Source organism: Paenibacillus sp. PastF-3 (assembly GCF_029893135.1).
In the GTDB taxonomy this organism is placed as follows: Bacteria; Bacillota; Bacilli; order Paenibacillales; family Paenibacillaceae; genus Paenibacillus_AQ; species Paenibacillus_AQ nitricinens.
The window spans coordinates 381,660-408,647 of sequence record NZ_JARXWM010000001.1 but is presented as its reverse complement, the minus strand read 5'-3'; the positions used below and the strand labels follow the sequence as shown (position 1 = coordinate 408,647).

Annotated in this window: 26 protein-coding genes and 1 riboswitch; of the genes, 3 read left to right on the top strand and 23 right to left on the bottom strand. The window is 40.1% G+C overall.

Annotated elements, in window-relative coordinates:
* Positions 1–3: 3 nt before the first annotated feature.
* The 7 genes from M2444_RS02045 to M2444_RS02015 all read right to left on the bottom strand — a co-directional run bounded on the left by M2444_RS02045 (position 4) and on the right by M2444_RS02015 (position 4,940).
* Positions 4–1,215, bottom strand: coding sequence for a DUF2812 domain-containing protein (locus M2444_RS02045; protein WP_280786112.1), 1,212 nt, complete (start codon positions 1,213–1,215; stop codon positions 4–6).
* Positions 1,196–1,543 carry a PadR family transcriptional regulator gene (locus M2444_RS02040; RefSeq protein ID WP_373455801.1) on the bottom strand — a complete coding sequence of 116 codons (348 nt, stop codon included), beginning with the start codon at positions 1,541–1,543 and terminating at the stop codon, positions 1,196–1,198. The genes M2444_RS02045 and M2444_RS02040 overlap by 20 nt, the downstream gene beginning before the upstream one ends.
* A 162-nt stretch (positions 1,544–1,705) precedes the next feature.
* Positions 1,706–2,023 (bottom strand): iron-sulfur cluster biosynthesis family protein, encoded by a 318-nt coding sequence (locus tag M2444_RS02035; protein ID WP_094874860.1) that lies wholly within the window; start codon positions 2,021–2,023, stop codon positions 1,706–1,708.
* 121 nt (positions 2,024–2,144) lie between these two features.
* Complete coding sequence (locus M2444_RS02030) at positions 2,145–2,603, bottom strand: DMT family transporter (RefSeq protein ID WP_094874273.1); 459 nt, start codon at positions 2,601–2,603, stop codon at positions 2,145–2,147.
* A gap of 38 nt (positions 2,604–2,641) precedes the next feature.
* Complete coding sequence (locus tag M2444_RS02025; protein ID WP_280786111.1) at positions 2,642–3,067, bottom strand: DMT family transporter; 426 nt, start codon at positions 3,065–3,067, stop codon at positions 2,642–2,644.
* Positions 3,068–3,257: 190 nt separating this feature from the next.
* Positions 3,258–3,659 (bottom strand): NUDIX hydrolase, encoded by a 402-nt coding sequence (locus tag M2444_RS02020; protein WP_094874859.1) that lies wholly within the window; start codon positions 3,657–3,659, stop codon positions 3,258–3,260.
* Positions 3,660–3,716: 57 nt separating this feature from the next.
* Complete coding sequence (locus M2444_RS02015) at positions 3,717–4,940, bottom strand: MFS transporter (RefSeq protein WP_094874270.1); 1,224 nt, start codon at positions 4,938–4,940, stop codon at positions 3,717–3,719.
* A gap of 133 nt (positions 4,941–5,073) precedes the next feature.
* On the opposite strand from M2444_RS02015, the gene M2444_RS02010 reads away from it, so the two are divergent.
* Positions 5,074–5,970, top strand: coding sequence for a LysR family transcriptional regulator (locus M2444_RS02010; RefSeq protein WP_094874858.1), 897 nt, complete (start codon positions 5,074–5,076; stop codon positions 5,968–5,970).
* Between the two features lie 44 nt (positions 5,971–6,014).
* On the opposite strand, the gene M2444_RS02005 is transcribed toward M2444_RS02010, so the two are convergent.
* Together M2444_RS02005 and M2444_RS02000 are read right to left on the bottom strand one after the other, a co-directional pair.
* Positions 6,015–7,757: an ATP-binding cassette domain-containing protein gene (locus M2444_RS02005; RefSeq protein ID WP_280786110.1), complete on the bottom strand. Its 1,743-nt coding sequence runs from the start codon at positions 7,755–7,757 to the stop codon at positions 6,015–6,017.
* A gap of 14 nt (positions 7,758–7,771) precedes the next feature.
* On the bottom strand, positions 7,772–9,217 hold the full coding sequence (locus M2444_RS02000; protein WP_280786109.1) for an ATP-binding cassette domain-containing protein: 1,446 nt from the start codon (positions 9,215–9,217) through the stop codon (positions 7,772–7,774).
* Positions 9,218–9,649: 432 nt separating this feature from the next.
* On the opposite strand from M2444_RS02000, the gene M2444_RS01995 reads away from it, so the two are divergent.
* Complete coding sequence (locus M2444_RS01995) at positions 9,650–10,450, top strand: polysaccharide deacetylase family protein (protein ID WP_280786108.1); 801 nt, start codon at positions 9,650–9,652, stop codon at positions 10,448–10,450.
* A 69-nt stretch (positions 10,451–10,519) separates the two neighbouring features.
* On the opposite strand, the gene M2444_RS01990 is transcribed toward M2444_RS01995, so the two are convergent.
* The 3 genes from M2444_RS01990 to M2444_RS01975 form a co-directional block, all read right to left on the bottom strand.
* Positions 10,520–11,662: a copper amine oxidase N-terminal domain-containing protein gene (locus M2444_RS01990; RefSeq protein WP_280786107.1), complete on the bottom strand. Its 1,143-nt coding sequence runs from the start codon at positions 11,660–11,662 to the stop codon at positions 10,520–10,522.
* A gap of 146 nt (positions 11,663–11,808) precedes the next feature.
* The gene (locus M2444_RS01985; RefSeq protein WP_280786106.1) at positions 11,809–12,969 is read right to left on the bottom strand and encodes an alanyl-tRNA editing protein; all 1,161 of its coding nucleotides are present in this window, start codon (positions 12,967–12,969) and stop codon (positions 11,809–11,811) included.
* A gap of 875 nt (positions 12,970–13,844) precedes the next feature.
* Positions 13,845–14,324 carry a DUF4265 domain-containing protein gene (locus M2444_RS01975; RefSeq protein ID WP_094874831.1) on the bottom strand — a complete coding sequence of 160 codons (480 nt, stop codon included), beginning with the start codon at positions 14,322–14,324 and terminating at the stop codon, positions 13,845–13,847.
* 115 nt (positions 14,325–14,439) lie between these two features.
* Between M2444_RS01975 and M2444_RS01970 the strand changes: the two genes are divergently transcribed.
* Entirely contained in the window at positions 14,440–14,664 is a 225-nt protein-coding gene (locus M2444_RS01970; protein ID WP_280786105.1) for a hypothetical protein, read from the top strand.
* On the opposite strand, the gene M2444_RS01965 is transcribed toward M2444_RS01970, so the two are convergent.
* The 11 genes from M2444_RS01965 to M2444_RS01915 form a co-directional block, all read right to left on the bottom strand.
* A complete protein-coding gene (locus tag M2444_RS01965) occupies positions 14,634–16,085 on the bottom strand; it encodes a serine hydrolase domain-containing protein (protein ID WP_280786104.1) in 1,452 nt (483 codons plus the stop codon). The genes M2444_RS01970 and M2444_RS01965 overlap by 31 nt on opposite strands.
* A 450-nt stretch (positions 16,086–16,535) precedes the next feature.
* Complete coding sequence (locus M2444_RS01960) at positions 16,536–16,763, bottom strand: hypothetical protein (protein ID WP_094869890.1); 228 nt, start codon at positions 16,761–16,763, stop codon at positions 16,536–16,538.
* Positions 16,764–16,852: 89 nt separating this feature from the next.
* The gene (locus M2444_RS01955; RefSeq protein WP_280786103.1) at positions 16,853–18,478 is read right to left on the bottom strand and encodes a DUF4179 domain-containing protein; all 1,626 of its coding nucleotides are present in this window, start codon (positions 18,476–18,478) and stop codon (positions 16,853–16,855) included.
* Positions 18,456–19,046, bottom strand: coding sequence for an RNA polymerase sigma factor (locus M2444_RS01950; protein ID WP_280786102.1), 591 nt, complete (start codon positions 19,044–19,046; stop codon positions 18,456–18,458). Before M2444_RS01950 ends, M2444_RS01955 begins: the two co-directional genes overlap by 23 nt.
* Before the next feature lie 131 nt (positions 19,047–19,177).
* Positions 19,178–20,752 carry an ABC-F family ATP-binding cassette domain-containing protein gene (locus tag M2444_RS01945; RefSeq protein ID WP_280786101.1) on the bottom strand — a complete coding sequence of 525 codons (1,575 nt, stop codon included), beginning with the start codon at positions 20,750–20,752 and terminating at the stop codon, positions 19,178–19,180.
* A gap of 422 nt (positions 20,753–21,174) precedes the next feature.
* Positions 21,175–21,918 (bottom strand): MerR family transcriptional regulator, encoded by a 744-nt coding sequence (locus tag M2444_RS01940; RefSeq protein ID WP_280786100.1) that lies wholly within the window; start codon positions 21,916–21,918, stop codon positions 21,175–21,177.
* A 13-nt stretch (positions 21,919–21,931) separates the two neighbouring features.
* Positions 21,932–22,669, bottom strand: a complete 738-nt coding sequence (locus M2444_RS01935; RefSeq protein ID WP_094876116.1) for an ABC transporter permease — start codon at positions 22,667–22,669, stop codon at positions 21,932–21,934.
* Positions 22,666–23,382, bottom strand: coding sequence for an ABC transporter ATP-binding protein (locus M2444_RS01930; protein WP_094876115.1), 717 nt, complete (start codon positions 23,380–23,382; stop codon positions 22,666–22,668). Before M2444_RS01930 ends, M2444_RS01935 begins: the two co-directional genes overlap by 4 nt.
* Positions 23,383–23,546: 164 nt before the next feature.
* Positions 23,547–24,851 (bottom strand): voltage-gated chloride channel family protein, encoded by a 1,305-nt coding sequence (locus M2444_RS01925; protein WP_280786099.1) that lies wholly within the window; start codon positions 24,849–24,851, stop codon positions 23,547–23,549.
* A 67-nt stretch (positions 24,852–24,918) separates the two neighbouring features.
* A riboswitch (Fluoride riboswitch) is annotated at positions 24,919–24,980 on the bottom strand.
* A 7-nt stretch (positions 24,981–24,987) separates the two neighbouring features.
* A complete protein-coding gene (locus tag M2444_RS01920; RefSeq protein ID WP_042187963.1) occupies positions 24,988–25,707 on the bottom strand; it encodes a YebC/PmpR family DNA-binding transcriptional regulator in 720 nt (239 codons plus the stop codon).
* Between the two features lie 168 nt (positions 25,708–25,875).
* On the bottom strand, positions 25,876–26,985 hold the full coding sequence (locus M2444_RS01915) for a 5-methyltetrahydropteroyltriglutamate--homocysteine S-methyltransferase (protein ID WP_094876113.1): 1,110 nt from the start codon (positions 26,983–26,985) through the stop codon (positions 25,876–25,878).
* Between the last annotated feature and the right edge of the window lie 3 nt (positions 26,986–26,988).

The window sequence follows — 26,988 nt, the reverse complement described above, 5'->3', positions numbered from 1 at the left end:
ATATTATTGATGATGTTTACGAAGCCGGTTGTAATATAGCCAAGTTCGACTAACATATGAGCCAAACATTAGAATTAAGATGGCGTACAAGATCAAATTCATGAGCTGCAGTCGATCCAAATTCGAGTAAGTCGATAATTTTATGTTTAATATTATGATATACACATATAAAATAGTGAGGGGTAAGAACATGGCTGTATACGTTAAAGCTATACGTCTAGCCAGTTTCAATTGATTTAACTTATCGCTATAAATTCGAGGTTTTACTTCGCCTGGCACATATTCTTGGCCCCATAAGACCCATTTCTGACTCCATGAACTCGAATGATACAGACATACCCAGCCAGAATCCGTGTGAATGTTGAAATAATTGGTATCAGCAGTATTTTGTAAGTCCGCACAATAACAGATCTTACGAGGCTTCCCTTTTTTAAAATAAAAGGCAGTTCCTGTTTTGCCAACTCTGTACAGATTATATCCCTTTTCTTCCATTTCCTCTAGCCACGCCTCAAGACGATCCGGCGCATACATCCATCCAAGCTTCCACTTCATAACAAGTTGACCTGAACTTTTCAGACGTTTCTCTTCATTCTTACTTAACCTGTCTTTCAGAAAGGATGTCCCTTGGCCATTTTTCTTGTTTGGTTGTATGAATTCCCCTGTTAATCTCTTGTTAGTCTTGTTTAATGTGATCAGCGAATATACGGTGAAAATACATAAGATCATGCTAAGTCCTAATGCAGTAGCAGGAATAAAACCATACGGTCCGTTAAAGACATTAAAATGGCCAAACTCGGAAACACTCATGGCTATTGCACTTATCAAAATTACATTGAGGAATGCAACCATTAAATAAATCAATATCCCCATAAAAATATACATGATCTTCTTGTTATGCTTTACGATCCCTTCTCGATCAGGAAATGTTCTTATTTGTTCTAAAGGCAGCCTGTTCATCGTCACAACCCATTTGCCGCTCTGTAACACCTTCGTCCATCCAAAATTTGATAATCCTTTTGAAAGGGACTGATTTGGAACTTTATCAAATACGATCTGATAGGTAGCTGCTTTCGGTTCGCCCTGCTCAAAGTAAAAATATCTAGTTAAACGGTTGAGTCGGATAAGTGCATAGCCTTTTTCCGCCATAGAAGCCAACCAGTCTTCGGTTTTCTGAACATCATAAGTCCAAAAGGGTCTACATACTTTGATGATCATCTACGTCACCTCCATATTTTATAGCATTCTCGTGTAGCTCTTTAAGTCTATTAATCTCCGTAGCAAGAATTAGCATCCCTATGTCTGTTCTTTCGTAAACCGTTTTTCTCTCTTCATCCGCAAAAACAGTAATCATCCCATCTTTTTGCATCTTCGTTAACGTGCCATATACTGTACCAGAGCCTAACAAAAGACGGGCTTTCGTAATTTTCTCCACATGCTTCACTATTCCATATCCATGTCGTGGCTCATCTAAGGATAAAAGAATATAGAATGCCGTTTCGGTCATGGGTACATATTTCTTCAATACTTTCTCAGGGTTCAACATGCCCAGCTCCCTTTATGAATACGTCGAATTTAAATATGTCTTAACGTGACTATATCACGACGTGACATAGTCTGCAATATTATTTCTCGAAAAATAAAAAAAGTGTGTAGAATCGCTTCATCAGCTATTCTACACACTCTACATTCAACTGCTCCAACCTGCCTAACGAATATCTTTTAGACGAATATTACTTCCTAACAAACTCGAATCACTACTTAATCGGAATGACGGGTAATTCTCATCTGCTTCAAGTCGCATCTGTTCATCAAATAAAGACTCCTGTTGCCGGTCAACCAAAAAAGTAAAAGGCTCTTTCTGCACTTGGATATCTGTGTGATGAGGTTCACTAATGATTTGAATTACGATTACGCCATTGCAACCACAGCCCTCTGTATCGAAGAATAATTTAAAATATCCTGGTCGTTCATCAAGGCTTTTTTCTAACTTTTCAATAGTTTGGGAGTTCAATTGTATGAACATAGGATGATCTACTCCTTATTTATAATTGAGCTATTACTTTCCCAAGTATAATTTCATTTACTTCCATCCTCGTGTGACTGCCATCACTTCTATTTTGACAGACATGCGACTGAGGGGAAGACTAAGCCGCCTTCTGCGTTTCCCGTTCGCCACCTAGCTTAAACACGAGAATACCTCCAACAATAACAATCACTCCGACCAACTGCTTCCAAGTAAAAGGAACCTTTTCAAGCCCTAACCAGCCTAGTGAATCCCAGAGCAGTGCAAACCCAAGCTGAGAGATTAATACGATCGAAATCGCATACGTTGGGCCGAGCCGTTTTGTACCTTGCACAAGGCATATTACTACCCCAACCCCGATCAAACCACTGATCCAATACCAAGGCTCCATATTTCTCAAAGTAAATATGCGGTTTCCTTCAACGATAAGACTCATGATAAATGAAGCTAGGAATCCCATCCCTAACACTAAAGTTGTCGTGGCCCAAGATCCAACCTTTTCATTAACTTTTGTATTAAATATATTTTGCAGACTCACGAATGATCCCGCGATAAGTGCTAATATCAAACCAATAATCATAACTTAACTCCTCCATTTATCGAGTTTGCACAAGGCCATTAGAATTTCAGTATCACTACGCCAACGATCATCACCCCGATGCCGATGAATTGCGGCAGTCTCATTTTTCTCTTTTCCATTCCAAACCAGCCTTTAATATCGATTAAGAACGTCAGACATAGCTGAGCAATCAATAACGAGGATATTGTAAACGTAACACCGATTTGCTGAATGGCCGTTACTTCACTGAAAATAATTACAGCTGCAAAAGCGCCGCCGATCAAATATAAGCGTTTTACTTGCTTAAATCCTCCCCATTTCCCATCTCTAACGAACAAAAGAATTAGGAAGGACATGATGAACCCTGTTAACTGTGTAATTGTCGCTGCCTGCCAAGTCCCGATATCCTGGCTAATTCGAGCATTTGATACGCCCTGTAGTGTAATACAAGCCCCCGCTAAAAACGCAAATATAATTCCTCTCATTTCTCTCTCTCCTCAACTTCGATCTCTTACATATTAAATAGCAATTCAAGGGTTTAAAAAAGGACATCTGTCCTTAATGAGAAGAAACGTTGCTATGGTCCAACGAACGAGCGTTACACGTAGAAATAAAAAGACCGTCTCAAGCCAACTTGCTGGCTTAAAACGGACTTCAAATACTATATATGGTTGATTATGAGAGCAAATTCTTCTCATGCAATTGATCAAAAATAATTTGGGTAACAACAGACACACGATCCCGATCCTTATAACTTAGCCAAGACAATTCCTCGATTTCGGACGCTGGCTTTAATGTCCCTTCATAATCCGCAATATAACAGGTCATTTTAACTATAACACCTTCTGCTTTACCATGAGCTTCTGCCTCAAACGTTCCAAAATAAGAGACCGTCTCTGTCTTGATCTGAACAGAAATCTCTTCCTCGATTTCGCGCACGAGTGTCTCTTCGTCTGTTTCTCCGGCTTCTCTTTTTCCTCCAGGTAAATAATACATATCTTTCCCTTTGGAACGCGCACATAAGACTTGTCCATTCTCGATATGAATCCAGGCGATTTTATCAATGATTGTAGTCATATTGTTCTCCCCATGCTTTTTTTTCAACAATTATATCATACAGCTGAACGTTTACATTTATGCAACGTCAGCTTTAGATTTTTGAACGCGAAGCTTAGATTGAGGTAGGTGATGAAGCAAATAGTATACAGCAACTGAGATAAGCGTCACGAACCCTGCAACTTCGTACATCATACGGTAATCTGTATAAGAAGCAACTACACCCATAATATAAGAACCCGCTCCATACCCCAAATCAAATAACAAGAAAAAGGTTCCATTTGCGCTTCCTCTACGTTCTTTATCGGCTAATTTTAGTGCAAGCGTCTGAAAGCATGGCATAAGTGCGCCATACCCAACCCCCATAATGATGCCTGAGAACATCAGCATGAATCCGGATTTAGCTTGACTTAAGCTAAGCAGACCTACAGCAAAGATCAGAATTCCGGGATAAATGAGAATATGTTCATTATATTTATCGAATACTTTACCGATTAGCGGTCGAAACAGCACAATCATAATCGCAAAGGCCACAAAAAAATAACCGGTAAGCTGTGATTGGTTAATTTCTTTTGTAAAAGAAGCGATAAAACCAGATAAAGAACTATAGGAGAACGCAAGCGTAAATCCGACAAGCGAGATGGGCAGTGCTTTGGGTTCAATGACATCACTCCAGCGAAGACCCTTTCGCATCTTCACAGGTTCCCTAATGGCCTCTTTAACCGTATCCTTCGCTTCTTTGGGCATACGAACGCCTAATGTGAATAACAGCGAAAGCGCAGCAATCACACATACACCTAACAGCAATACATGAATGTTCTCATCTTTCCATAGAAAAAGACCCAAAGCTGGTCCAATGACCATCGCAATGCTCATAAACATACTAAAATAACCGATGCCTTCACCCTGGCGTGAGTACGGGATTAGTGTGGAAGCTATTGTACTTGTCGCTGTCGAAGCAACCGCATAACTCATACCGTGAATGAAACGAATCACCAGAAACAATACAATTCCATTAGCTCCGAAGTATCCTATACAGGCGAGTAGGAATAAGACCAGCCCAATAACCGCCATTTTCTTTTTACCGAATTTATCAACCCATTGTCCTGAAAAAGGACGGATCAATACACCTCCGAGGACATAGATGGTAATGGCTAACCCCATTTGCTGCTGATTCCCGTGCAAGCTTTCCTTCACGTATAACGGGAATGCAGTCGCCAGAATGTAAAAGGTCAGAAACATAAAAAAACTACTCAAACAAACAACAATAAAATTCCGGGTCCAAATTTTCTCTCTAATCACAGCAGACTCTCTCCATCCTACCTATATCTTTTTATATGTTACAATAGTATAGGACCGAAAATTAATTAAGTAAAATACATATTATATGATGGATATATCACATTAGAGTTATGAATAAAGAGAGGTCAATGTTATGGAATTCCTTCAGCTTCAATATTTCCGTGTAGTTGCTCGTCTTGAGCACATGACTAATGCCGCCAAAGAATTAAATGTATCTCAACCCTCACTTAGCAATTCCATCCAACGTTTGGAGAAAAGCTTAGGTGTTCCCTTATTTGAACGCCAAGGCAGAAATTTAAAATTGAACGAATTCGGAAAAATATATCTTCGTCGTGTGGAGCAAGCATTTCTGGAACTGGATGAAGGTCAGCATCAGCTCACGGATATGGCCGGACTTGAACATGGAGTAATATCTATAGCAGTAACACTACCGTATGTATTGCCCACTTTACTAAAAGAGTTTCTTACCCTTCACCCGCACGTTCGGATCATTCAGCGTCAGCTTGGCTCAGCATTAGAAATGAGAAACGATCTGGAGAGTGCAGTGATTGATTTTTGTATATCTTCGACACCTGTTACCGGACCAGACATCGAATGGTTTACCTTAGCAGAAGAGGAATTATGTTTAAGTGTGCCGAAGAATCATCGTTTTGCCAATCGCGAAAGTATTTCTTTGATTGAAGCTGCAGGTGAGAATTTCATTTCTTTGTCTTCTAGATCTAATTTCCGTGAAATTACAGATGCATTTTGCCGTCAAGCTGGATTCGAACCACTAATTGCTTTCGAGCTCGAAGAAGTAAGTGCCGTTCAAACCTTAGTTGAGATGGGGCTGGGTATCACCTTTACTCTCCCTTTAGCCTTAAGCAGGAGAAGTAAAAACACAGAAATCGTTCAATTGAAAATAACCGATCCGTTTTGTCAGCGCACTTTTGGCATCGCCTGGAGCAGAAAACACTTTTTATCGCAAGCGGCTATACAATTCCAGAAATTTGTTGTGGATTTTTTTAGTAAACCTCATGAGTATAGTTAAGGAGAATATGCCATCTTATATCAACCGCAATCACATCTAATAAGCTACTTATACCAAGAGGATTGTAAAGCGTACATGTTTGCATAAATCCCATTGTGATGTACTAAGTCTTGATGATCTCCTACTTCAGCAATTTCTCCATGATACATAACATAGATCGTATCAACATTCTTCGCCCAACCCAAGCGATGTGAAATAAAAATAGCTGCTTTATCTTGGCAGATTTCTAATAATTTCGTATAGATCTCCATCTCGGCATTCGGGTCAATCGCAGAAGTAGGTTCATCGAATACTATAAGCTCCGCATCATTGTATAACGCGCGGGCAATCGCCAGCTTTTGCCATTGTCCACCTGATAGCTGCCTGCTTCCTTCTACTAATTGCCCCAAATTCACATCTAATCCGCCTAATTCATGGAGCAAATCTATCAGCTCACATTGTTCTAGAACCCTTAGTATTTTAGCATCATCTGAAGGTGTATTCGCATCGCCCAATAGGATATTTTCTCTTAGTGTCAGTTCAAACTTTACAGCATTCTGGAATACGACGGACACCTTTCCGTGAGGTTCTAAATGACCCTTCCAGCAAATCGTTCCGGAGCTTGGTCTATATTGAGCTAACAACATTTTAATCAACGTAGATTTCCCTGCTCCATTTTCACCGACGATGGCTATTTTCTCACCTGGCTTTATGGTCATATTGATGTTAGATAAGACATTCTTGTTCGATTTGGCGTATTTAAAATAGACATTTGAAACGCTAATTGGGAGCATAGCATCAGTTGAATTATTGATGTTATTTTTGCGAAAATCCCTGTTCTTATATGTAAGTACTTCATTTAAGTCATATAATTTGCTACTGCTGATGTAAAGCTTGCTTAATGGCCAGGTCAAACTCATAATCTTACCACCACTCGATAACAGCGCTAGAAATAACACCGAAATTGTTCCAATTGTAACTGTATTAGAATCCCCCATTTTGTTTAACAGGTACACTAGAACTACAAAGATAGCACTCGTCTGGACCATACCCACGACCATCCCTGTTTTGATCTCGAATTTTCTGGCGCTAAATCTTTTATTATGCTGCTTCTTCATAATCATTGCCCAGAGATTTGTAAAATAAGAGATGGAGTTATACATTCGCATTTCTCTAATCGCATTAGGGTCTTCCAAAGTGTTAGCAAGATAGTCACCCATTCTTCCATCAAAGGTGAGCTCTCTTCCTGTTCTTCTCACTTTAATTTCCGTAAATAATCGAATGGATAAGGTAGTCACGATCATTAGTGTTACTACGAATGTGACCAAGAAATAACCACTTGTCGCCGACAACCAGATGATGCTTATTAATCCTGAGATAATTCCTACACTCGATACCAAAAAACCTGTAATCCCCTCTAAATCTTCTCCAACTACCTTTTTAGCTCTTTGCAGTTTATTTCCAAACTCTTCATCATCAAAATCCTCAAAATCAACCCGGTTTGCAATATCTATCAATTCGGATTGAAAAGCTAGGGTTAGTTCCGCATTCATTCGATTCTTCATCATGTTGGTTATGCTTAATGAACAAGCTTGTACGCCATGAATCACAACAAACCATAGAATAGGGAGCAGGGTCATAACACCGCGAGCCACACCGTTGATGATATTCACTTGGACAGCGTAAGAATAAAAAGTTAATAATCCACTGATTATAGGGACTATGATAGTGATCGTTGAGGTCATCGGACTTTTTTTAACCATTCTCATGAGTATTATTACAAAATTAGATATGTCAGACTTCAGCATGAATCGCTCCTTTCTCATACATATAAAGAGGACTGGCGATTAAACATCTTTTTGTATTTACCATCCACCCTCATTAATTCATCATGTGTTCCACTTTCCACGATTTCTCCATGCTCAAACAGAAAAATTCTATCGACGAATTTGGACATATACAGCCGATGAGTCACAATTATGGAAGTCTGCTGTTCTCCTAATTTCATAAAAGTATCAAACGCCTGTTGTTCTGCATAAGGATCCAAGGCAGCAGTCGGCTCATCAAAAATCATTAGAGCACCGTCATTGAGATAGGCTCGCGCAATTGCAAGTCTTTGCCACTGCCCCCCAGATAAATCTATCCCTCCAAACTGAGGACCTACTAAGGAGTCCAACGCAACACCATAATGATCAGCCTCTGCTGTTCTCATCGCGGATAATAGTCTTGAATCGTCATGAATAGTAGCCATATTACCTAACGCAATGTTTTCTCTAATTGGTCTTTGTAACTTAATGAAATCCTGAAAAACAACTCTGGTATCCTGTGTCACATTATGCGCTAAGACTTCATGCGCACCTTTAAACCACTGGATGTTTCCAGCTGTTGCAGGATACAACCCTAAGATCAACTTAACAAGCGTAGATTTACCCGAGCCATTCTCACCTACAAAAGCAATTCGTTCACCTGGATGAATAGTCATGTTTATATTACTAAGGGTGTTATTGGCGTTGGTCGGATATCTAAAAAACAACTGGTGAACTTGGACCTTCATCGGATCCGTGTTTCTATTTGAGTTCACCTCCTGATCTCTAAGTACCTGCTCTTCCAAATCTAAATAAGACGTATAATCCTCGTACCGTAAACGACTCTTCACCAAATCAGCGTAAACTCTTGTGAATGCAGGAATAACGATGAATAATTGACTGGATATCTGAAGTAATAACACAAACAGTCCAGCGCTCTGTCCGCTACTTCCAATCGTGATCGCCAAAATGGCAATCGTTGTCCCATTTAATAAGATCATGATTAAGCTTTGGGAGAAGTTGAGGCTTTCAGAATAAATAACCTTACGGTGCATTTGTTTGAAGTTACTCTTAAAGCTCTCTTTCATTGAGGAAAACAAATAGGAGGACATTCTATACATTCTTACTTCTGGAATCGTATTTCTATTAACTAACAAATCAACTAAATAGTTGATCATACGTATAGAGGAGGTTTGATCCGCTGAAATGGACTCTACTTTCTGTGACATTCGCTTCATAAGATAAAGCTGTAGAATCTGCACCCCTAAAATAATCAAAGCCAGAATATAGAAGCCATAAACAGATAAGACAACCATTAACGCAACTAATGTTATTAGGTGAACTGTTACGCTAGTCCATTGGTCTAACAGATCAATCAAAGAAAGTCGTTTCGCTTTTTCTCTTTTAGTTTTTGTAGTGGGGTCTTCCAAAAGTGCCGTAGATAATTTAGAAGTCTTTTCCAAAATACTATGTTCCAGTTCATAGATACAAGTGGATGTTAAATTGGTGATAGAAATGGCTCGAAGAGAACTATTAAAGCCCGCGAGATATAACATTAGGATAAGCAAACTCACTAATAACAAAATATGTTGGTAGGCGTTAGGATTGAAGTTCTGAATGAGGTCGATCACATATTTCGTTGTGAACAATTCTGCAAAAAGGATTGGGGCACTCAGTAAGTTAGTGATAAAATATAAAAGTGAGTTTCTTCTGTCTTTCACATATAATAGTTTTACAACATAGAGAAAGTCAGGCAGGCAGCATCTCTCCTTATAAGTGTATTCCATTCTGTAAACACTTTCATTGTTTAGATGTGGAAACCGATTATAACGTTTAATGTTTATAATTGGAAGAGGTAATTTTCGAAATAACCAAATGAACAGGAGTGTACATTCATGAAACTTCAATTTAACTTATTCCCGGGCGGATTGCCCAAGGCGCTCACCATGAGCTATGATGACGGACAGAAACACGATATTCGCTTGGCGGAGATTTTTGATCAATATGGGATTAAAGGAACTTTTCATTTAAATAGCGCTATGATAAACGCACCCGGGTTCTTATCTTCTGCTGATGTTAAACATTCGCTCAAAAACCATGAAGTATCTGCCCATTCCGTTACCCATCCACATCTAGAGCGTCTACCTTTACCTATGGTAATCGATGAGCTGTTCGAAGATCGTAAGCGACTGGAGAAACTAGTAGATTATCCGGTACGAGGCATGTCCTATCCCTACGGTACATATTCTCAGGAAATCATTGCTCCTCTACAGTCTGTTGGGATTGAATATAGCCGAACTGTCCATTCTACCAAACAGTTTGATATGCCTTTGAATTTCATGGAGTGGCATCCAACATGTCATCATATAGAAGATCTGCATCACGTATGGGAGCGATTTACAATGGAAGGGCCATCCCAGAAATTGAGACTCTGTTATGTTTGGGGTCATAGTTATGAATTTGCACAGCAAAACAATTGGGAGCTTATCGAATCCTTTTGCCAACAAGCAGGTGGACATTCGGATATTTGGTACGCTACCAATATAGAGATTTTTGATTACGTTGCTGCGCTATATTCACTGAAAATGAGTGCTGACAAAACGGTCATCCGGAACAACTCGGCTATAGATGTCTGGGTATCCGTAAATGATCAACCTGTTCAGATTAAGGGTGGAAGTACGATGATGATGAAATAATTCAAAATACAAAAGAGAGCGATTTTAAACATCGCTCTCTTTTTACTTATTACATAAAAGTGATTGAAATTAATTTGTTTGAAGTGTAAATGTCACTGTTTTTGCTTTTTCCTCAAGGATTGGAGTATAGGTGAATGTCATTACATTCCCTTTGCGACTCTTCAACACTAACATTCTGGTCAATACATATGGATCTCTGCCATCATTTACTCTATCCCATTCTTTACGATCCTCACTGGTAATGAGTTGTTCGCTGAGATTGATGATTTTCCCACTGCTGCTATAAACCAAATATAAGTGTGTCGTATCTAATAAACGTATGAGCGCCACATCTTCCGCAGCATACTCCACTATGAAATCTCCAGTTGCTCCTGTTAACTTTTCCATCTCAAATAACTTGCCCAAACCGCCATCCTTAGAAATATATTGCATATTCTTCCCATCGGTCATATACAGCTGAGTGGAAGGCACTTGTGGTGCATGGATATAAGCCGAGTTGTTGTAATGATAGTCCATTTGCTTGAGAATAGTGCCCGCTTTGACCAATACTTGATAACTGCTATTGAAATCCGTGAACATGGCATAATGATTGTCCGTCAACTGGAGTAGGTCCGTACCATTGGCCATTTTTTTAATCTCAAAAGCGTAGTTGTACGCAGATTCCTTAAAAGGTAGTTGCCCAATAATTACTGGTTTTCCAGCTGACGTAGCACGGTAATACAAATTTCCGTTTTTCTGAGATATCCAATAGGATCTTCCATCTACAGAAGCAGAAACCAATTTAGCTTCATCTACAATTTGGATAACGCCATCCGTTTTATTAAGCCCCGCTTTACCTCCAAGTACACTGACCGCTGAGACCAATGGCACATACACCGTGCCTTTTATAATACGCGGGGATTTTGTTAAGGTCATTACCGCCCCGTTCACTTTTGACTTTACAGTACCGGCTGTGAAGATAACCTCACGTTCAGGACGAACAAGCTTGGCCGTTTGGGATGATTGATCCCAAGATAATGTATACCCCATAGCATCTGCGAGTGATTTCAGGGGCACAAAAGTTGTATTCTCCGTGATCACCTGTTTACTGCTGATTCCGATTTCTTTATAGTTGAATTGAATTTGCTTTTCTGCTTGGGCGGATACCGATCCATACCCCGTACTTAAAATCAAAACAGTCAAGATTCCTAACGTTACCTTCCATTTATTCATTTCTTTTCGTCTCCCTCGGCTCTATAATTATATGTAATTAGACGGTATATTTTGGAAAAAGTTTCTTGTTTTCGCTTTAGGCATAAAAAAGACCTGATCCACAGTAGTTTACCGTAGTCAGGTCTTCTGTCTTTTATAAAGCAATCTTAACTCCTAGCAAACTCATAAAACGCCAAAGCGTCTCCCCATGTCGGGAATCCAGCTTGTGCTAATTTATCACTGCCTCCACCTTTTCCATTGTAGGAACTGAGATGCTCTTTGAAAAAGGCTCCACAGGAGACCTTCGCGCTGCCATTCTGTGCAAATACAACTTTATTCTCTGCAGAAGTAGCCAACAATACCGGAACATCACTTTTTGCAGTCAGCTTATTCGCTAAGTTTTGTAAATCTTTCAGCGATTTATCCTCGAACACTTTAGCGATCTGCTTTCCTTCTTGTTGTGTTAAAAGTTCCAGTACGACATAATCATCATTTTTCTCTTTAAGAAGGTTATTTTCAGCCTGCAGCTGCTTTTGTTCATTCTCCCATTTTTCAATGCGATCGATGATTTCATCTTTTCCCGTCTTCAATTTGGAAGATAATGTTCCTAGAATGTGCTGTGTGTTATTAAATTCCGCTAGAGCACGGTATCCACATTTAAAATAAATCCGTGTATTCCCTTTTATTTTCTCTGTTTTCAGTAGCTTAATCATACCAATCTCACCTGTTGCAGATACATGTGTACCACCGCAAGCGTTATATTCAACATCTTTGATCTCTACAATCCGGATATTCTCCGTCACCGTTGGCTGTTTGACCAGTTTAAGCTGTGAAGCCTCATCCCCTGTTACAAAATAGCTAAGGATGTTATGGTTCTGGTAAATCTGCCGATTAACCTCCCACTCTATGGAATGAAGTTGTTTAGGCGACAGTTCTGGCGCTTCAATATCAATAGTGCAATAATCCTCACCCAAATGAAAGCTTAGAGTCATAAACTGGTACAAGTCGAGACAGGTGGCTGAGAGCAAGTGTTGTCCACTATGCTGCTGCATATGATCAAATCTTCTCTTCCAATCGATTTGACAAGTGACGGATAAATCATCAGGCAGACGTTCCAGCTTATGCAGGACAAGATCTTCCTCACTGATTACATCAAGTACCGGGATATCCCCAATAGTCCCTAAATCACAAGGTTGCCCACCGCCATGCGGATAAAAAGCCGTCTCCTCCAAAATAACATAGAGTCCATCTTCTCGTTCTATGGTTTCAGCGATACAAGTCTCCCAATCAGTAAGGTATGTAGAATTGTAGTATAGCTTGTTGGTCATATATGTATCCCTCTCTTTTATACGTTTTCAGCACATTAAGCTTATAGTATCATATCGGATTTCAAAGACAAACTGCACAATGAAAAACGCCTTACGGCGCTTTTGGAAGGAATTCACTCTTTTGTTCTACTTTCAGTTGTCTTCTACCTTGTACATCAGTAATCCTGATCTCTCATCCAAGAATTCCGCTATCATACTCTAGAACCATTACCCTTGTTCAAGGAAAATAATGCCCTAGACTGCTGCTTATTTATTAAAGTATCGTTTTTCGTCAGCTCAAAGACTTGTCTGAGATCGGAATAAAATGCTGCCAACGACGACACAAATTTCAAAATAGGTGGACTCCGCCTCTACCGGAAATTTTCTACCACTCATGCAGAAAAGCATTTAGCGTAGGGGCTCTCTGCCGAGCAAGCGCTTCACAGTGTCATTTGGACTTTCTGGCACCACCGTAGACATGGTTTGAATTTCCACAACGTGGTTCGCGAGCCAAGGACCCACCTGTGGGGGTATGGTTGGTTTAGTGCGAATGATATTGAACTGCTCTTATTAATCAGGACGAGTGGGATCAATTATGGAATAGTGATGATTATCTATGAAAGCAGTTCATCAATCAAGAGGGCTTATCATCCATTCATTCTCAATAGGTTTTCCAGTTTTCCGAATGGAATTAGATCTTCATCGTTCGCGGCCTGCCATTTCAGTAATTGAAAGGGTAAATCTCTCCAATTCAGAAGTTATTAATCTCTTTTCGATGAATCGTGCTTCATGACTGCTTCTTGAGCTTTAAGGACAATATCATCTACTTCGGAAAGCTGATGCTCAATAGAGGCTAGAGCCTTTAGTAAAAACGGAGAACTGATATTTTAAAGCGATTAATCCAGATCTCTAGCCCAGCTAACTAACTCTTCATCGTCAAAATTATATGGATATTCGTAAATATTAGAGTAATAGTACTCCGATTCTAATAAATCTCTAATTACATTGAAAACCTTATTGGTGGCATGAAATCCATTCCTGATGGGCGCGGTGAAAGCAAGCGAGCCATTATGAAATCCATCTAAAGAACCGGAAAGCTCTCGTTTGACTATAGACTCAGCTGTCTCTATCTTTTCTTTAACAAGCTCCTCTTTGTAAATTTGAATGCAGAAGTTTCCACCATGTTTTATTAATTCAAACTCTCCATTGGGATGGAGTTTTATTGTATCTCCTTTCGCAAGCCCTAGAGCCAGCCCAGGAGATGCACATAATTTGAATATTTTATCGCTTATGCATTCTGCAGGAAGCTCTTCAAAGACTGCTTCCTCTGAATTTATGCCGGCAAAAACATTAATTAAGGTTAATTTATGTTCCATACGAATACTCCTCAAAACTGTCTCTTTTAATGTATGAGATTTGAGATTACATCCTCCATGTATCCGCTATCGCTTGTAATTCAACGGGTCGATAATAAAGGAGGTACCTCTTTTTTTGAAAGGGATGACTTCAGGTATTCAAGAAATCATAGCAGGTACTAAAACGCCTCGTCAAGTGTTAGAAGCGGTAGACAAGAAAGCAGTTGAGTATAGTTTAATTCTTCTTGTGTTATTCGTAACTCTACTTTCCGCTGTACCAAACAATATACGCTATACGCATTTTACCAATAAAGCGAACGAACAAAATGCTTATTTTCGGATCGAGGCATTATATCGGTGAGTATATACTAACCATGTTATGCTTGCTGTTAATAATGCCGACGAAATCAGAGCTGTAAGAATACTATATGTTTGCCAAATAAGTATCGTTGGCCAATCTAATACACAGCACATTATACATAGGGCAATCGTAGCAATCAGCAAAATAGCTGTTACGATTTTTCGCTTTTTTGTCATTGGCTGCCGCTCATTCGTTTTCCTTCTATGTAATCCTAAGAGAAAGAACAGAACGGCCAATAAGCAAAGAATAATTGTGGTAGACGATAAAATGATGTCCAAAAGCTGTATGCCGCTTATTTCATATGACTGCGTTAGATTGCCGTCTAATATATCTTTAACTTTTAGTACCATGCTTCTATTGATATTTGCGCCGTTGGTCAGCAAGCAGACGGCTGTTCGTTCATTTGGCAGTATGATCACTTCGGTTCCAAAATTGGGATTGCCCCCTGGGTGCTCTATAATCGTTTGGTTGGCGTTTACCGACCAGCCCGCCGCATAATACATTTCGTTTACAGCCGGAACAGACATATCCCCCTGATGTGACTTTTCGATAACCGTATGGAATATTTCGGGTATGTCCTGCACAATACCCATCTGTATGCCCATCCAACGCGCCATATCTTTTGTACAAGAAATGATGTAGCCTGCGGGTTTATTCCCGGAATAATCCGGCGCGTTATATGGAGTTGTCATAAAAAAGGAGGAACGGTAGCCCTGTGCCATCTGTCCGGTGGCTTGAGCATCTTCTTTATAAACATACGTCTGGTGAAGACCTAACGGCTGAAATACCTGTTCCCTCATAAAGTCTTCATATCTTTGTCCCGACACAATCTCAATAACCAAACCCAATACGTCATAATTAACGGTCCCATAGCTATACTGTTCACCGGGAGGGAACGCCAACTCAGCATCTACCAGCATTTCCACAGTCTTTTGCAGCAAATCTGGTGTATTGCCTTGTGGAATATTTTGAGAATGCCTAACATTTGTTAGGCCGCTAGTATGGTGAAGAAAGTTATTGAGTGTAAGGCTTTGCATATCAACAGGTTCCCCTTGATACTTTAACGTAAACCAAGGTAAATATTTTTGGACAGTGTCAGTCATTGACAGTAGCCCTTGTTCCTCCAACAGCAGAATACCCATGCCGGTAAAGGCTTTACTGACCGAGGCCAACTCATATAGTGTATTTTCACTTGCAGACACCCCACTTTCACGGTCTGCATACCCGGAAGAAAAGTAGAACACTTCATCATCAGCAAGTATAGAGATTGACATTCCCGGCACACCTGATATACGACTGGCATCATCCAGCAACGCTTGTATTGCCCCGGATTGCGTATCTGACAACGACGCATAACTTTGTGTTGCGAATCCTGAGAATAATATAAGTATCGTTAATACAAAAACAATAGACTTTTTCATAAACTCTCCATTTCGAAAAAATTATGCGAGGATAATATAAACAACCCGCAGTACGCCTTATCTGCCTAATTCGTCGTTCCATTATACTTAATGCTAGACGTTCAATGATTAGTTTACTATTGTAAACTTCACAGACCCATGTATATATTTCTTGTTTCGCAAAAAAGGCCCCTCTGTCCCATCTTCCATATCCTTTATAGTATTTATTTGGTATAGGGGTTAAACCCTATTTATGATACGTTTTCCCGCGTTTGAACTTCAACTATCCTGCCCGTTTGCTGAATAAAGGCAGCCGATCACATTGACTGACCGGCTGCCTTATCGTGTTTATTGAGCTATCGTTACCCGTCAGATCAATAAGAAAGAAAAACAGTATCCTCCTAATGTGACAAGAAAAAGCTTTACTTTGATCGTTGATACAAGGATCAGAAGGTTCAGAAGTTCAACGAATTAACAAGCACAAGTAACGTCTTTTAAATTTCTTATAGCTATAGCATTCAGTCGAAGCGCTTCTACGATTGAATCTCTTACTGCTAATAATTCAAATCTTTCACGACTACCCATAGGTAATCTGCAAAGCAATGCTTCAATTCTTTTAAGACTTTCCTTCAGAACCACTCTTTGCTTACGCAAAGCATTCAAAGCTCTTTGAATTCTTCTCTTCTCTGCTGCAGTCATATACTACCACCTCTTTTCGATTGTGATAGTATAAGAGATGCGACAGAGCTTCTATCTGCTTGTACAATCCGGAAGGTAAATAATTGATTTCACTGCTTTTTGCTAGCTTCCATGATAGGAACGGACCAGTCTACATTGGTATACAACCGGTTGACTATTGTACGTATTAATTGAAGCCGATCAGGGATCTTTGTTAGTCCTTCGGCACGGAATTCAAAATATTTCTTTTGGTTATTTGATTGAGATTGAACAATTACAATATAACCATCCTTCCATCCAGAGCCTTTAATAGAAAATGCTCCTTGTTTAGTAAGTTTGTATTCCTTGTCGTCCGTTGTCTTGATTACCCATTCATCATTCATAAACTCATTTCTCATTCTTCCACTAAAATGTAATGCCCCTTCCTTCGCTGATACATTCGCATCAGGAGACGACTCCACCGTAAAATCATTTAACATCAGCTCATCCCCATCAAATGCAAAGGGTATTGGATGTTCTTTCAGTTTCGCTGGCTCAAATTGCACACTAGAACCATCCACCTCTGGAATAGAATACCCATCGAAAACAAAAGTATATGGCATATCCTGCGGTAAATATTTAAACATATAGCTCCAATGTATTTGTCCTGGTTTTTCTCCTGGGGTACTTGAGAAAGCCATCACACTGTCCTTATTTGGTAATTTCCTAGCATTTACACTATGAATCTCTTCCCCTTGCTCATCCTCGAAATGAAATTTCAGCCCTTGCTGCTTCCATAGTTCACCCGGAGAACGGTTTAGCGCCTCTTCACTCAACTCCGTATCAAATTCAAAACGGACACCTTGTACCATATGAGTTAATCTTTTCAAGGTCAATGTCAAACCATCCGGAGAAGTGTAGCTACCTGATAGTGGCATAGAGGACGTTTGTTTATTGGCTTCTGTCATATCCATTGAAAAATTGAAGTTCCAATCTCCTTTAAGAAGAGGGATGTTATTTCGTACATTTCCCAATTCAGTAATATGACCATCGACCGTAATTCGATCGGTTTGCAAAGGTTCAGAAAAATTAACAATCAAATAGTAAAAGTCATTGGTAAATCCAATATCAGATAACTTCCCTAAAATCCTCCCTTGATCATCTTTAATCGCAATACTGTTTCCTTCATTTAGGACTAACCTCTTTTTCTCATGCTTCCCATCAGGTCCGAACAACTGTAGAGCAACAATTACCCGCGTAGGATCTGCCACTGCTTCATCTATTTTGACCGTATAGCCTTTATCCTTCACCTTAATATTAGGATGTTCTACCAACCCAAATTCTTGTGCTCGTAAAAGGCCAATGTCCACATTATCTTTTACAAAAAGAGAACGTAACGTATCTGCCAGTGTGGGTACAGAATATAAAATCGCGGCACTTAGTACAACCAGTAATAATGCCGCACCCATGGTTAATCTCAGTAACCTCTTAAGCTTCGGGTTCTTTCGCTTCCTGTCAGGAACCTTTACTTTCTCTAGTTCAACAAATTCTATTGAAGCCATAACTTGAGCCGTGAAGGAATCTGGTAACTTCTCCTCAAACAAAGCTTGCGACCACTCCCCTTGTTCTTCCAATAGCGTATGATAGATTAAATTGCAATGCGCACAAGCAGCAACGTGGTCAGTGACCTCCAAAGACCGTAAGGTGGGTGTATTTAGGATGTATTGCTCGATCTCAAATGGACTTAAGCACTTCATCGCTCTTCACCTCCTGGTGTGTCATGATTTGCTTCAATCGCTGTTTTGCACGATAAAGATCATTTTGGATCTTACTTAAAGGAACCTCTAAGAGCGTACACATTTCTTCATAGCTTAAATCATTGGTGTAACGAAGCAGCAAAGTCGTACGATAATTAGGCGGTAGCTTCTGCATTAACTGATGCAGCTCTGTGCGATGCTCCGATCGAATGAATTCTTCTTCTGGATTATCTGAAAGAGAAGATTCAATAAGATCATCCGGCAAGCTCGCTGTAGGCCGGTCTTTTTTCCACATATCCTTTAGTAAATTAGTCGCGATCGTATACAACCAAGCCGCAAAGTTTTTATTCAAATCATGTGAGGCTAGCTTACGATAAGCTTTTATAAAAGTTTCCTGAGTGATGTCTTGCGCGTCTAGGTGATCAGCCCCCATTCCTCTCAAAAGGCCATAGATTTTATTCTTATATCGATTCACGAGGTATGAATAGTCTTCCTTATGGCCATCCAGAACGTTTAGGATCCATTGCCTTTCTTCCTTTTTTTCAACTTTCGGTACATGTCCTTTCACCTTAAAGCCTCCTTGAAGCACGATACTGTATAGACGATCCCTATCAGAAAAACTCTCACTTTTATCCAAAAAAAGTAGATCTTCAATTATATTGAAGACCTACCCTGTTATTTAACCATATCGTTTAAGTACTAACTATACGAATTGATCACCGCAGTACTGTAAATTTTTCTGGTTTCATCTCCTATGTTAAGCACACGATCAACCCACCCCTGGTAAAACTGTTCTTCATGAGAAACAAGAATCACAGTTCCACCAAATTGGATTAGAGCTATCTGTAAAGCATCTTTCGTTTCAGCATCTAAGTGATTGGTCGGCTCATCCATAATTAGAAAGTTATATTCTGAAAGCAGTAATAGGCACAACTTAACTTTAGATTGCTCCCCGCCGCTGAGTGTACGTATTGACTGTATTACAAGGTTATCTTTAACAACACACTGTGCTAGATAGCGACGTATCTCCTTTACAGTCAGTTTGGGATCATAAGCTGAAATCACCTGAATAGGGGTCATTTTATCGTCTTCCCAAGTTAGATCTTGTTCAAAATAACCCACTTTAATTTGTTCTGCGAACTGAAACCTACCGCTAATCCCTTGGATCTCTCCAACCAACGTCTTTAGCAATGTTGATTTCCCAATTCCGTTGAACCCGGTAATCACCAGCTTTTGACCACCGCGAATGGAGAACTTCAATTTAGGCAACAAAGGCTTATCGTAACCTACGACTAAGTGATCCACTTTAAGCGCCACTTGTGACATGCATGGAAGCTCCTTAAAGCGAATAGACGCTTTGGAGACAAATGTCGGAGCAGCGATTCGTTCCATCCTATCGAGCTGTTTCTGGCGGCCACGGGCAATTTTGGAATTAACACCTGCACCGTTTTTTCGAATGAATTGCTCAGTGGTTTCTATTTTTTTCTGCTGTGCATGATATTGCCGGATATGACTCTCTCGTAAATGTTCCTTCTGCTTCACAAAATCTGAGTATTTCCCGTGGTATTTTTTAATCGTTTCACCCTCAATGTCGAAAATACTAGTGGATATTTTATCGAGAAAGGCATAGTTATGAGATACCACAATGAACGCTTGATTGAATGCAATCAGATACTCAGCGAGCCAGTTAACATGTTCCTTATCCAGATAATTGGTTGGTTCATCGAGCAATAGCACATCAGGTTGTTGAAGTAAAAGCTTGGCCAGTATAACTTTCGTCCGTTGGCCCCCACTTAATTGCTCGATGGGACGGTCAATTCCAATTGCGTTAATCCCAAGACCCGTAACCAGCTTACTGACGTTGCTCTCCATCGAATAATAGTCTAGCGCTTCTAAGCGTTCCTGGTAGTCTGCTGCCTTTTGTAATAACGTTTCGTCGCCAGTTACAGCGCACGTTTCATAAAGCTCATTCATTTTTCGTTCTAGCTCATATAATTCTGAGAAAGCCTGTCTTAAATAATTATGAACCGTACGGTTTCCGTCCATGACAGCGTATTGATCGAGATGACCGATTGTAATATTGGGCTGCCACTTTATCACTCCATCATCCGGGATCACTTCGCCCGTCAAAATGCTAATTAACGTACTCTTCCCCGTTCCGTTCTGCCCAACAACGCCTACATGCTCACCCTTGTACAGTTCCAAAGAAACATTCTTGTATAGAACCTTATCTCCAAAGGCATGTGATAAATTAGAAACCTCAAGTAAACTCATTTTCTGTTCCTCTTTTCTGGAATTAATTAAGAACGCAAAAAAGCAGAAGACATTGCACCTTTAGGTGCAAGCCTTCTGCTTGTCAGTACACGATTGAACGGCACAAACATACAAATGTCAGTGTAGAAACTGAGCACTATAACACAAAAGGCTGTAGACGAAAATTGTCTACAGCCTCTTAATCATTAACACCGGAAGATAGCATAACCAAATAAGCATGAAATTTCACACTATATTAGACCACTATCCTTCGATGATATAAAAGCATTACGCTTTTGATTAAGCTCCGGACAACGTTTCATCGTTTGTATCCGTTTGTTCGGAGCAGCCTCTTGTACATAACTTTTCAGTTTCTACATGAATCATGTTAAACCATCCCTTCGTTTGGTAACAGTTTAAAACGCATGCCGTTACTTGTCAACTTAGCGCGGGAAATCATACTTGATTTTGGTCTCTAACAGTTGAATAACTTTTTTTGCTTTATCTATCGCTTCTTCTAGAGAATAAATTAAACGATCCGTTACCGTGACAATATCTTCGAACTCTCCAGGCGTATCTAGTATTTCTTTGATGCTTAGTTCCTTTGATTGTTCAGCTGTATTTATTAGTCGAAGAATAGCATTCATTGAATAGTGCGCTGCTCGCAATGTACGAATAATCTTCATTCTGTTTAATTCTCGTTCAGTATAAATGCGATAACCATTCGGTAGTCTAGGAACCGTTAATAAACCATTTCTTTCCCAGTTGCGTAGGATCTCAGGCGATAAATTCAATAACTGAGTGACTTCACTCCGAGTATAGGTTTGATTAGACGATGATTCCTTGCCACTGAGCCACTGTTCAACCAATTGAATCGCTTCTAAAGCTAATTGATATTCTTGTTTAAGATGAGCCAAATAGACATGAGCAAGTTTAAAAGCCAGCTTGAAATCGCTTTTACCACTGCCTTCTGCAATTGCACGTGCTTTTGCTCGACTATGACCTTGAATAATCTCACAATGAAAAGCTGTTCTTGCTACTTGAAGCTGAAATAAATGGAGCTCTGAAAATACTCGATATCCATTCTCTGCACGAGGAACTGGAGAAATATACTTCCACTCTTCATAAATGCGAACGGTATTCGGATGTACGTTAACAAGATTCGCGATTTCTTTGGTGCTATACATCCGTGTCCCACCTTCACTTCCATTTAAAGAATTTGATAGCGCCGCCTATACCAATCAATATACATAAACCAAGAATTATAATGCTAATGAATAAGTGCTGAATAGGTTCTCCAATTGAAACTTGTTTTAGTAAATGAATGCCATGTGAAAGTGGTAAAATATCCATTACCCATTGAAAAAATCGTGGCATAATCTCATACGGAATCGTCGCACCCGAAAATAGAAGCATTGTGAAGTAGGCAACTGAGCTCCATAAATTTGCAGACTTTTGATCAGGAACGACACTGCCGATAAGAATCCCAATACTGTACATCGCACACACTACAAATGCATATGTGAGGAGAAAGACTGTCCATGAACCGCCCATTTCATAATCAAATAATAAAGTATATACAGCAGTTACGCCAATAAACGAAACAAGTGCTGAAGATAACTGAATAATAACTTGTGCAAATAAAATGTGTAAAGGGGACACGGGTGTTACTTGGAATCTTTTTAAAATCCCCCGGTGGCGATAGTCAGCAATGGTAAGGGGTACACCCATCACTCCTGTCGCAAGTACCCCTATACAAATGACAGCAGGGTAGGAGATTTCAAACATGGATGTTCCGCTGGCTGGCACTTCTTTACTCATGACATATCCAAAAAGAGTCGCCAATATGATCGGGAGTATGATCCCGAATATAAGTATATCCATGCCTTTCCAAACAAGCTTACCCTCTATTTTTAGTAGTGTCCAAAATAATTTCATTCCCATTCCTCCTCACCTGAAAAATATAAATAAGCATCCTCTAACGTTACTTGTCCACTAAGCTTTATAATTTCTTGAACAGAACCAGACGCGACTGTTTTCCCATCTCTTAAAATGATTAAATGATCGCAGAGAGCTTCTACTTCGTCCATGTAATGAGAGGTGAGTACAATCGATAGTCCTTTTTCTTTCATAGCTAAAAGCTGTTTCCACAGCAATTTACGCGCCTTAGTATCAAGACCCGTTGTTAATTCATCTAAAAAGACGAGCTGAGGATTGGGCAAGAGGGCCAACAAAACGGCTAACCGCTGCTTTTCACCACCAGAAAGCGACTTCACAACCTGCTTTTTCTTTTCATGTAATCCAAAGGTATGGAGTAAGGGATCGATAGCTTGTGGTTTTTTGTACAAAGCACGCCATTGAATACAAGCTTCTTCAAGGGTTAGGCGATCTTGAAAATTCGTATCTTGAAATTGCACCCCAACTTTTTGAAATACTTCCTTTCGTTCTGTGATCGGTGATTTCCGAAGTAATACAAGCTCTTGGAATTCGCTTTTTTCAATGCCTAGAATTGCAGCAATACTCGAAGACTTCCCAGCACCATTCGCTCCTAGTAAACCAATTACTTCTCCTACACCTAAATGAAAGCTTAAATCCTGGACAGCCATTTTATCTCCGTATCGTACAGAGAGATCTTTTACGGATAAAACCATATTCCCACCTCATTTCAGATATTAGGTTTACACTATATCAAATGAAGTAAAGGCTGGTGTTTTATTGGAGGGTTTGTTTTTTGAAACAAAAAAGAGGAGGTCAGCTCGTATTACGAACTAACCATCCTCTGTCAGGTGCTTATATTTTCAAAAATCCAACAAATTTATTTTCTTTTTTTAACATTACTTATTCTAGTCCCTTGAGGAACTGAAATGAACTGGCTCTTCGATACACCAATAAGCTGTGAAGTATAAATACTACTATGTCCGGAGAATAAATAACTCACCACACAAGCGATGAACATGTATACAGCACCCTCTGAACCAAATAGCTCAATACCCATTAAAAAGCAAGCGATAGGCGTACTGGTAGCTCCACAGAAGACAGCAATGAATCCGAGAGCAGCCAGAAACGGTCCATATACATGTAAAATTCCAGCCAAAGCATTGCCTAATGTGGCTCCAATCGCAAATAGCGGAGTAACTTCACCACCTTGAAATCCTGTTCCTAAGGTAAAAGCGGTAAAGATCAGCTTCCATAAAAAAGCAAACGGCGAGACATCTCCCTCAAAAGAATCCTTGATTAATGGAATTCCAAGGCCTAAGTAATCACGGGACCCTATAAGGAAAACTAAGGCAATGATAATCAAACCACCCAGTGCACCCTTTATCATTGGATTGCTTATCATGGCGGTAAAGGTTCTTTTTAGAAAATGAGTCAGTTCACTGAAAAGCATACTCACGAGACCAAAAATCACAGAGGCCAATACCACTTTTAGAATAATCAATAAATTTAAGGCTGGAAATTCATTCACTACATAGTGAGTATGATGAACGCCCCACAATCGAGTGGTGACCAGATCACCAACAAAGCTAGCCACAAAACATGGAAGTAATGCCTGTTGGCTAATAAGTCCAATGGTTACTACCTCTAGACCAAATAAGGTTCCAGCCAGCGGTGTTCCGAAAATAGAACCAAAGCCTCCGCTAATCCCGCACATTAACAGTATTTTACGATCCAACGGGCTGATTTTGATTAATTTTCCAAACCACTCCGCGAGGCTTCCTCCCATTTGTACAGCTGTTCCCTCCCGTCCGGCAGATCCACCGAATAAGTGAGTGACCAGTGTTCCTAACAATACTAAGGGTGCCATGCGTAAAGGAATGGTCTCTGTCCCATCCTGAATTTGTTCTATAATAAGGTTATTTCCTTTAGCGCTGTTTTTTCCGTAACGCATATATAAGAAACTAACAAATACTCCCCCAAGAGGCAGCAAATAAAGTAGCCACGGATGCTCTAAACGTACATCTGTTACATAGTCTAAGCTTTTCAGAAAGAAAGCCGAGGCAGTTCCTGATAAGAGTCCAACCACACTTCCGAGTACAATCCATTTGATAAATGTACTCCAAAGTGCAAAATGACTCCTTTTCTTCACGAATTCATGCCATGGTGCAGACCATTGATTCATAACAGCAACTCCTAAAGTCAGTATAAATGAGTCTCTACAACAAAACAGACTCCTACCAGTGAAGCACACTCTGGTAGGAGTCATTAGTCTGAAGAGACGGTTGTGGCGAACTCCATCGCCTTGTTATATGTTATTCTTAGTCCTCAGAATCTACGTTATGATACACTTGTTGAACATCTTCTAAATCTTCTAAGGCATCAATCAATTTCTCGAATTGAGCTTGTGCATCTTCAGGAAGTGTTACATAGTTCTGTGGTAGCATGTTAAGCTCAGCAACAGTAAACTCAGTGATTCCTGCATTTCTGAATACTTCTTGTACAGCATGGAACTGATCAGGTTCAGCGTACACGATAACCGCCTCATCCTCTTCTAGAACATCACGTACATCAAGTTCTGCATCGAACATCATCTCAATCACTTCATCGGCAGTTTTACCTTCTACACCGATAACAGCCGTTGAATCAAACATGTAGGCTACAGATCCGCTGACACCCATATTCCCGCCATTCTTACTGAATGTAGAACGGATCAAAGGCGCTGTACGGTTAACGTTATTCGTAAGTGCATCGACGATGATCATCGAACCGTTAGGTCCAAATCCTTCGTAACGAAGCTCCTCATAGTTCTCATCACCGCTGCCTTTGGCTTTATCCATCGCGCGGTCAATAATGGCTTTTGGTACATTGTAAGTTTTTGCACGTTCTAAAACAACCTTTAAGGCCCGGTTTGCTTCTGGATCGGGTTCACCTTTCTTGGCTGCTACATAAATCTCAACACCAAACTTTGCATAGACGCGACTTGTGTTGGCGTCTTTGGAGGCTTTCTTTTCCTTAATATTATTCCACTTACGACCCATATTGTTCCCGCTCTCTTTCAACATGAATTAAAAACAATTGTTACTTATTATACCCTTGATTAATAGCTCTAGTAAAGTGCGCTGGTAGGTTAATCCTCTAAGCTGACACAATACACGCATAAAAAAGGCCCCTAAATCAAACAGGAGCCTTCTAAAAACTTATTTTATTTATAACCAAACCTCTTGGGCTGTTTCAATTACGAGACGTATTTTATCCCACTGTTCTTCTTCGGTTAGGATATTTCCTTCCTCGGTGGAAGCAAACCCACATTGAGGACTTAAGCAAAGCTTCTCAATATCTACATATTGTGCCGCTTCTTCAATACGTGCTTTGAGCTGCTCTTTGCTCTCAAGACCACCATGTTTCGTAGTTACTAGTCCCAATACCACAAATTGATCTTTAATAAAACGCAAGGGTTCAAAATCGCCCGCCCGCTCATTATCATACTCCAAGAAGAAAGCATCCACTTTAGTATTCGAAAAAAGCTCTTCGGCCACAGGCTCATAACCACCAGCTGCGAACCATGTGGAGCGGAAATTACCTCGGCATACGTGAAGCGCGATCGTCATATCATCTGGACAACTGGCAATGCTCTCGTTAATCAGCCTAACGTAATCCTTAGCCAATTGATCTGGATCTGTACCTCTACTTCGTAAATGGGCCCTATGTCTGCCACTACACAGCGTTCCCCAAGTTGTATCGTCTAACTGGAGGTAACGGCAGCCAGCATCATAGAACGCTTGGATTGCAGTTCGGTAAACAGCAATAATATCTTGGAATAGGGTTTCTTGATCCGGGTAAACTTCATTCCCGTTAAAATCCTCCACAAAGTGAAATAAAGCGGGTGAAGGGATCGTCATTTTCGGAATTCGGTCTCCGGCCATTTGTTTCAAAGCGATAAATTGGTCGATCATTGGATGATCTTCAAAGGCAATTCGGTCCACGATTCGAAAAGATTCCGCGCGCTGAGCGGCTTCCGCTCTTCCTTGATTTAAGTTAATCTTCTCAGTTCCTTTAATCCCTACAAAGAAATCGAGATGCCACCAGGAACGGCGAAATTCCCCGTCTGTGACCGCCAATAAACCCACTTCTTTTTGCAGTTCCAGTAGTTTGGCGATTTCAATATTCTCTATTTCATGAAGCAGACTGCCCGTGATTTCACCATTGTCATATTGGAGGCGGGCCGCTTTAATCTCATCCGTTCGTAAGAAGCTGCCAACGATATCGTATCGAAAGGGTGGAGCATTTCTCTGGGTGCCAATTACGGGTCTAATCATACC

Excerpts from the sequence above, each read along its gene's own strand:
- M2444_RS02045 (WP_280786112.1), bottom strand. The coding sequence starts at position 1,215 with ATGATCATCAAAGTATGTAGACCCTTTTGGACTTATGATGTTCAGAAA.
- M2444_RS02040 (WP_373455801.1), bottom strand. The coding sequence starts at position 1,543 with ATGTTGAACCCTGAGAAAGTATTGAAGAAATATGTACCCATGACCGAA.
- M2444_RS02035 (WP_094874860.1), bottom strand. The coding sequence starts at position 2,023 with ATGTTCATACAATTGAACTCCCAAACTATTGAAAAGTTAGAAAAAAGC.
- M2444_RS02030 (WP_094874273.1), bottom strand. The coding sequence starts at position 2,603 with ATGATTATTGGTTTGATATTAGCACTTATCGCGGGATCATTCGTGAGT.
- M2444_RS02025 (WP_280786111.1), bottom strand. The coding sequence starts at position 3,067 with ATGAGAGGAATTATATTTGCGTTTTTAGCGGGGGCTTGTATTACACTA.
- M2444_RS02020 (WP_094874859.1), bottom strand. The coding sequence starts at position 3,659 with ATGACTACAATCATTGATAAAATCGCCTGGATTCATATCGAGAATGGA.
- M2444_RS02010 (WP_094874858.1), top strand. The coding sequence starts at position 5,074 with ATGGAATTCCTTCAGCTTCAATATTTCCGTGTAGTTGCTCGTCTTGAG.
- M2444_RS02005 (WP_280786110.1), bottom strand. The coding sequence starts at position 7,757 with ATGCTGAAGTCTGACATATCTAATTTTGTAATAATACTCATGAGAATG.
- M2444_RS01995 (WP_280786108.1), top strand. The coding sequence starts at position 9,650 with ATGAAACTTCAATTTAACTTATTCCCGGGCGGATTGCCCAAGGCGCTC.
- M2444_RS01990 (WP_280786107.1), bottom strand. The coding sequence starts at position 11,662 with ATGAATAAATGGAAGGTAACGTTAGGAATCTTGACTGTTTTGATTTTA.
- M2444_RS01985 (WP_280786106.1), bottom strand. The coding sequence starts at position 12,969 with ATGACCAACAAGCTATACTACAATTCTACATACCTTACTGATTGGGAG.
- M2444_RS01975 (WP_094874831.1), bottom strand. The coding sequence starts at position 14,324 with ATGGAACATAAATTAACCTTAATTAATGTTTTTGCCGGCATAAATTCA.
- M2444_RS01965 (WP_280786104.1), bottom strand. The coding sequence starts at position 16,085 with ATGAAAAAGTCTATTGTTTTTGTATTAACGATACTTATATTATTCTCA.
- M2444_RS01960 (WP_094869890.1), bottom strand. The coding sequence starts at position 16,763 with ATGACTGCAGCAGAGAAGAGAAGAATTCAAAGAGCTTTGAATGCTTTG.
- M2444_RS01955 (WP_280786103.1), bottom strand. The coding sequence starts at position 18,478 with ATGAAGTGCTTAAGTCCATTTGAGATCGAGCAATACATCCTAAATACA.
- M2444_RS01945 (WP_280786101.1), bottom strand. The coding sequence starts at position 20,752 with ATGAGTTTACTTGAGGTTTCTAATTTATCACATGCCTTTGGAGATAAG.
- M2444_RS01940 (WP_280786100.1), bottom strand. The coding sequence starts at position 21,918 with ATGTATAGCACCAAAGAAATCGCGAATCTTGTTAACGTACATCCGAAT.
- M2444_RS01935 (WP_094876116.1), bottom strand. The coding sequence starts at position 22,669 with ATGAAATTATTTTGGACACTACTAAAAATAGAGGGTAAGCTTGTTTGG.
- M2444_RS01930 (WP_094876115.1), bottom strand. The coding sequence starts at position 23,382 with ATGGTTTTATCCGTAAAAGATCTCTCTGTACGATACGGAGATAAAATG.
- M2444_RS01925 (WP_280786099.1), bottom strand. The coding sequence starts at position 24,851 with ATGAATCAATGGTCTGCACCATGGCATGAATTCGTGAAGAAAAGGAGT.
- M2444_RS01920 (WP_042187963.1), bottom strand. The coding sequence starts at position 25,707 with ATGGGTCGTAAGTGGAATAATATTAAGGAAAAGAAAGCCTCCAAAGAC.
- M2444_RS01915 (WP_094876113.1), bottom strand. The coding sequence starts at position 26,985 with ATGATTAGACCCGTAATTGGCACCCAGAGAAATGCTCCACCCTTTCGA.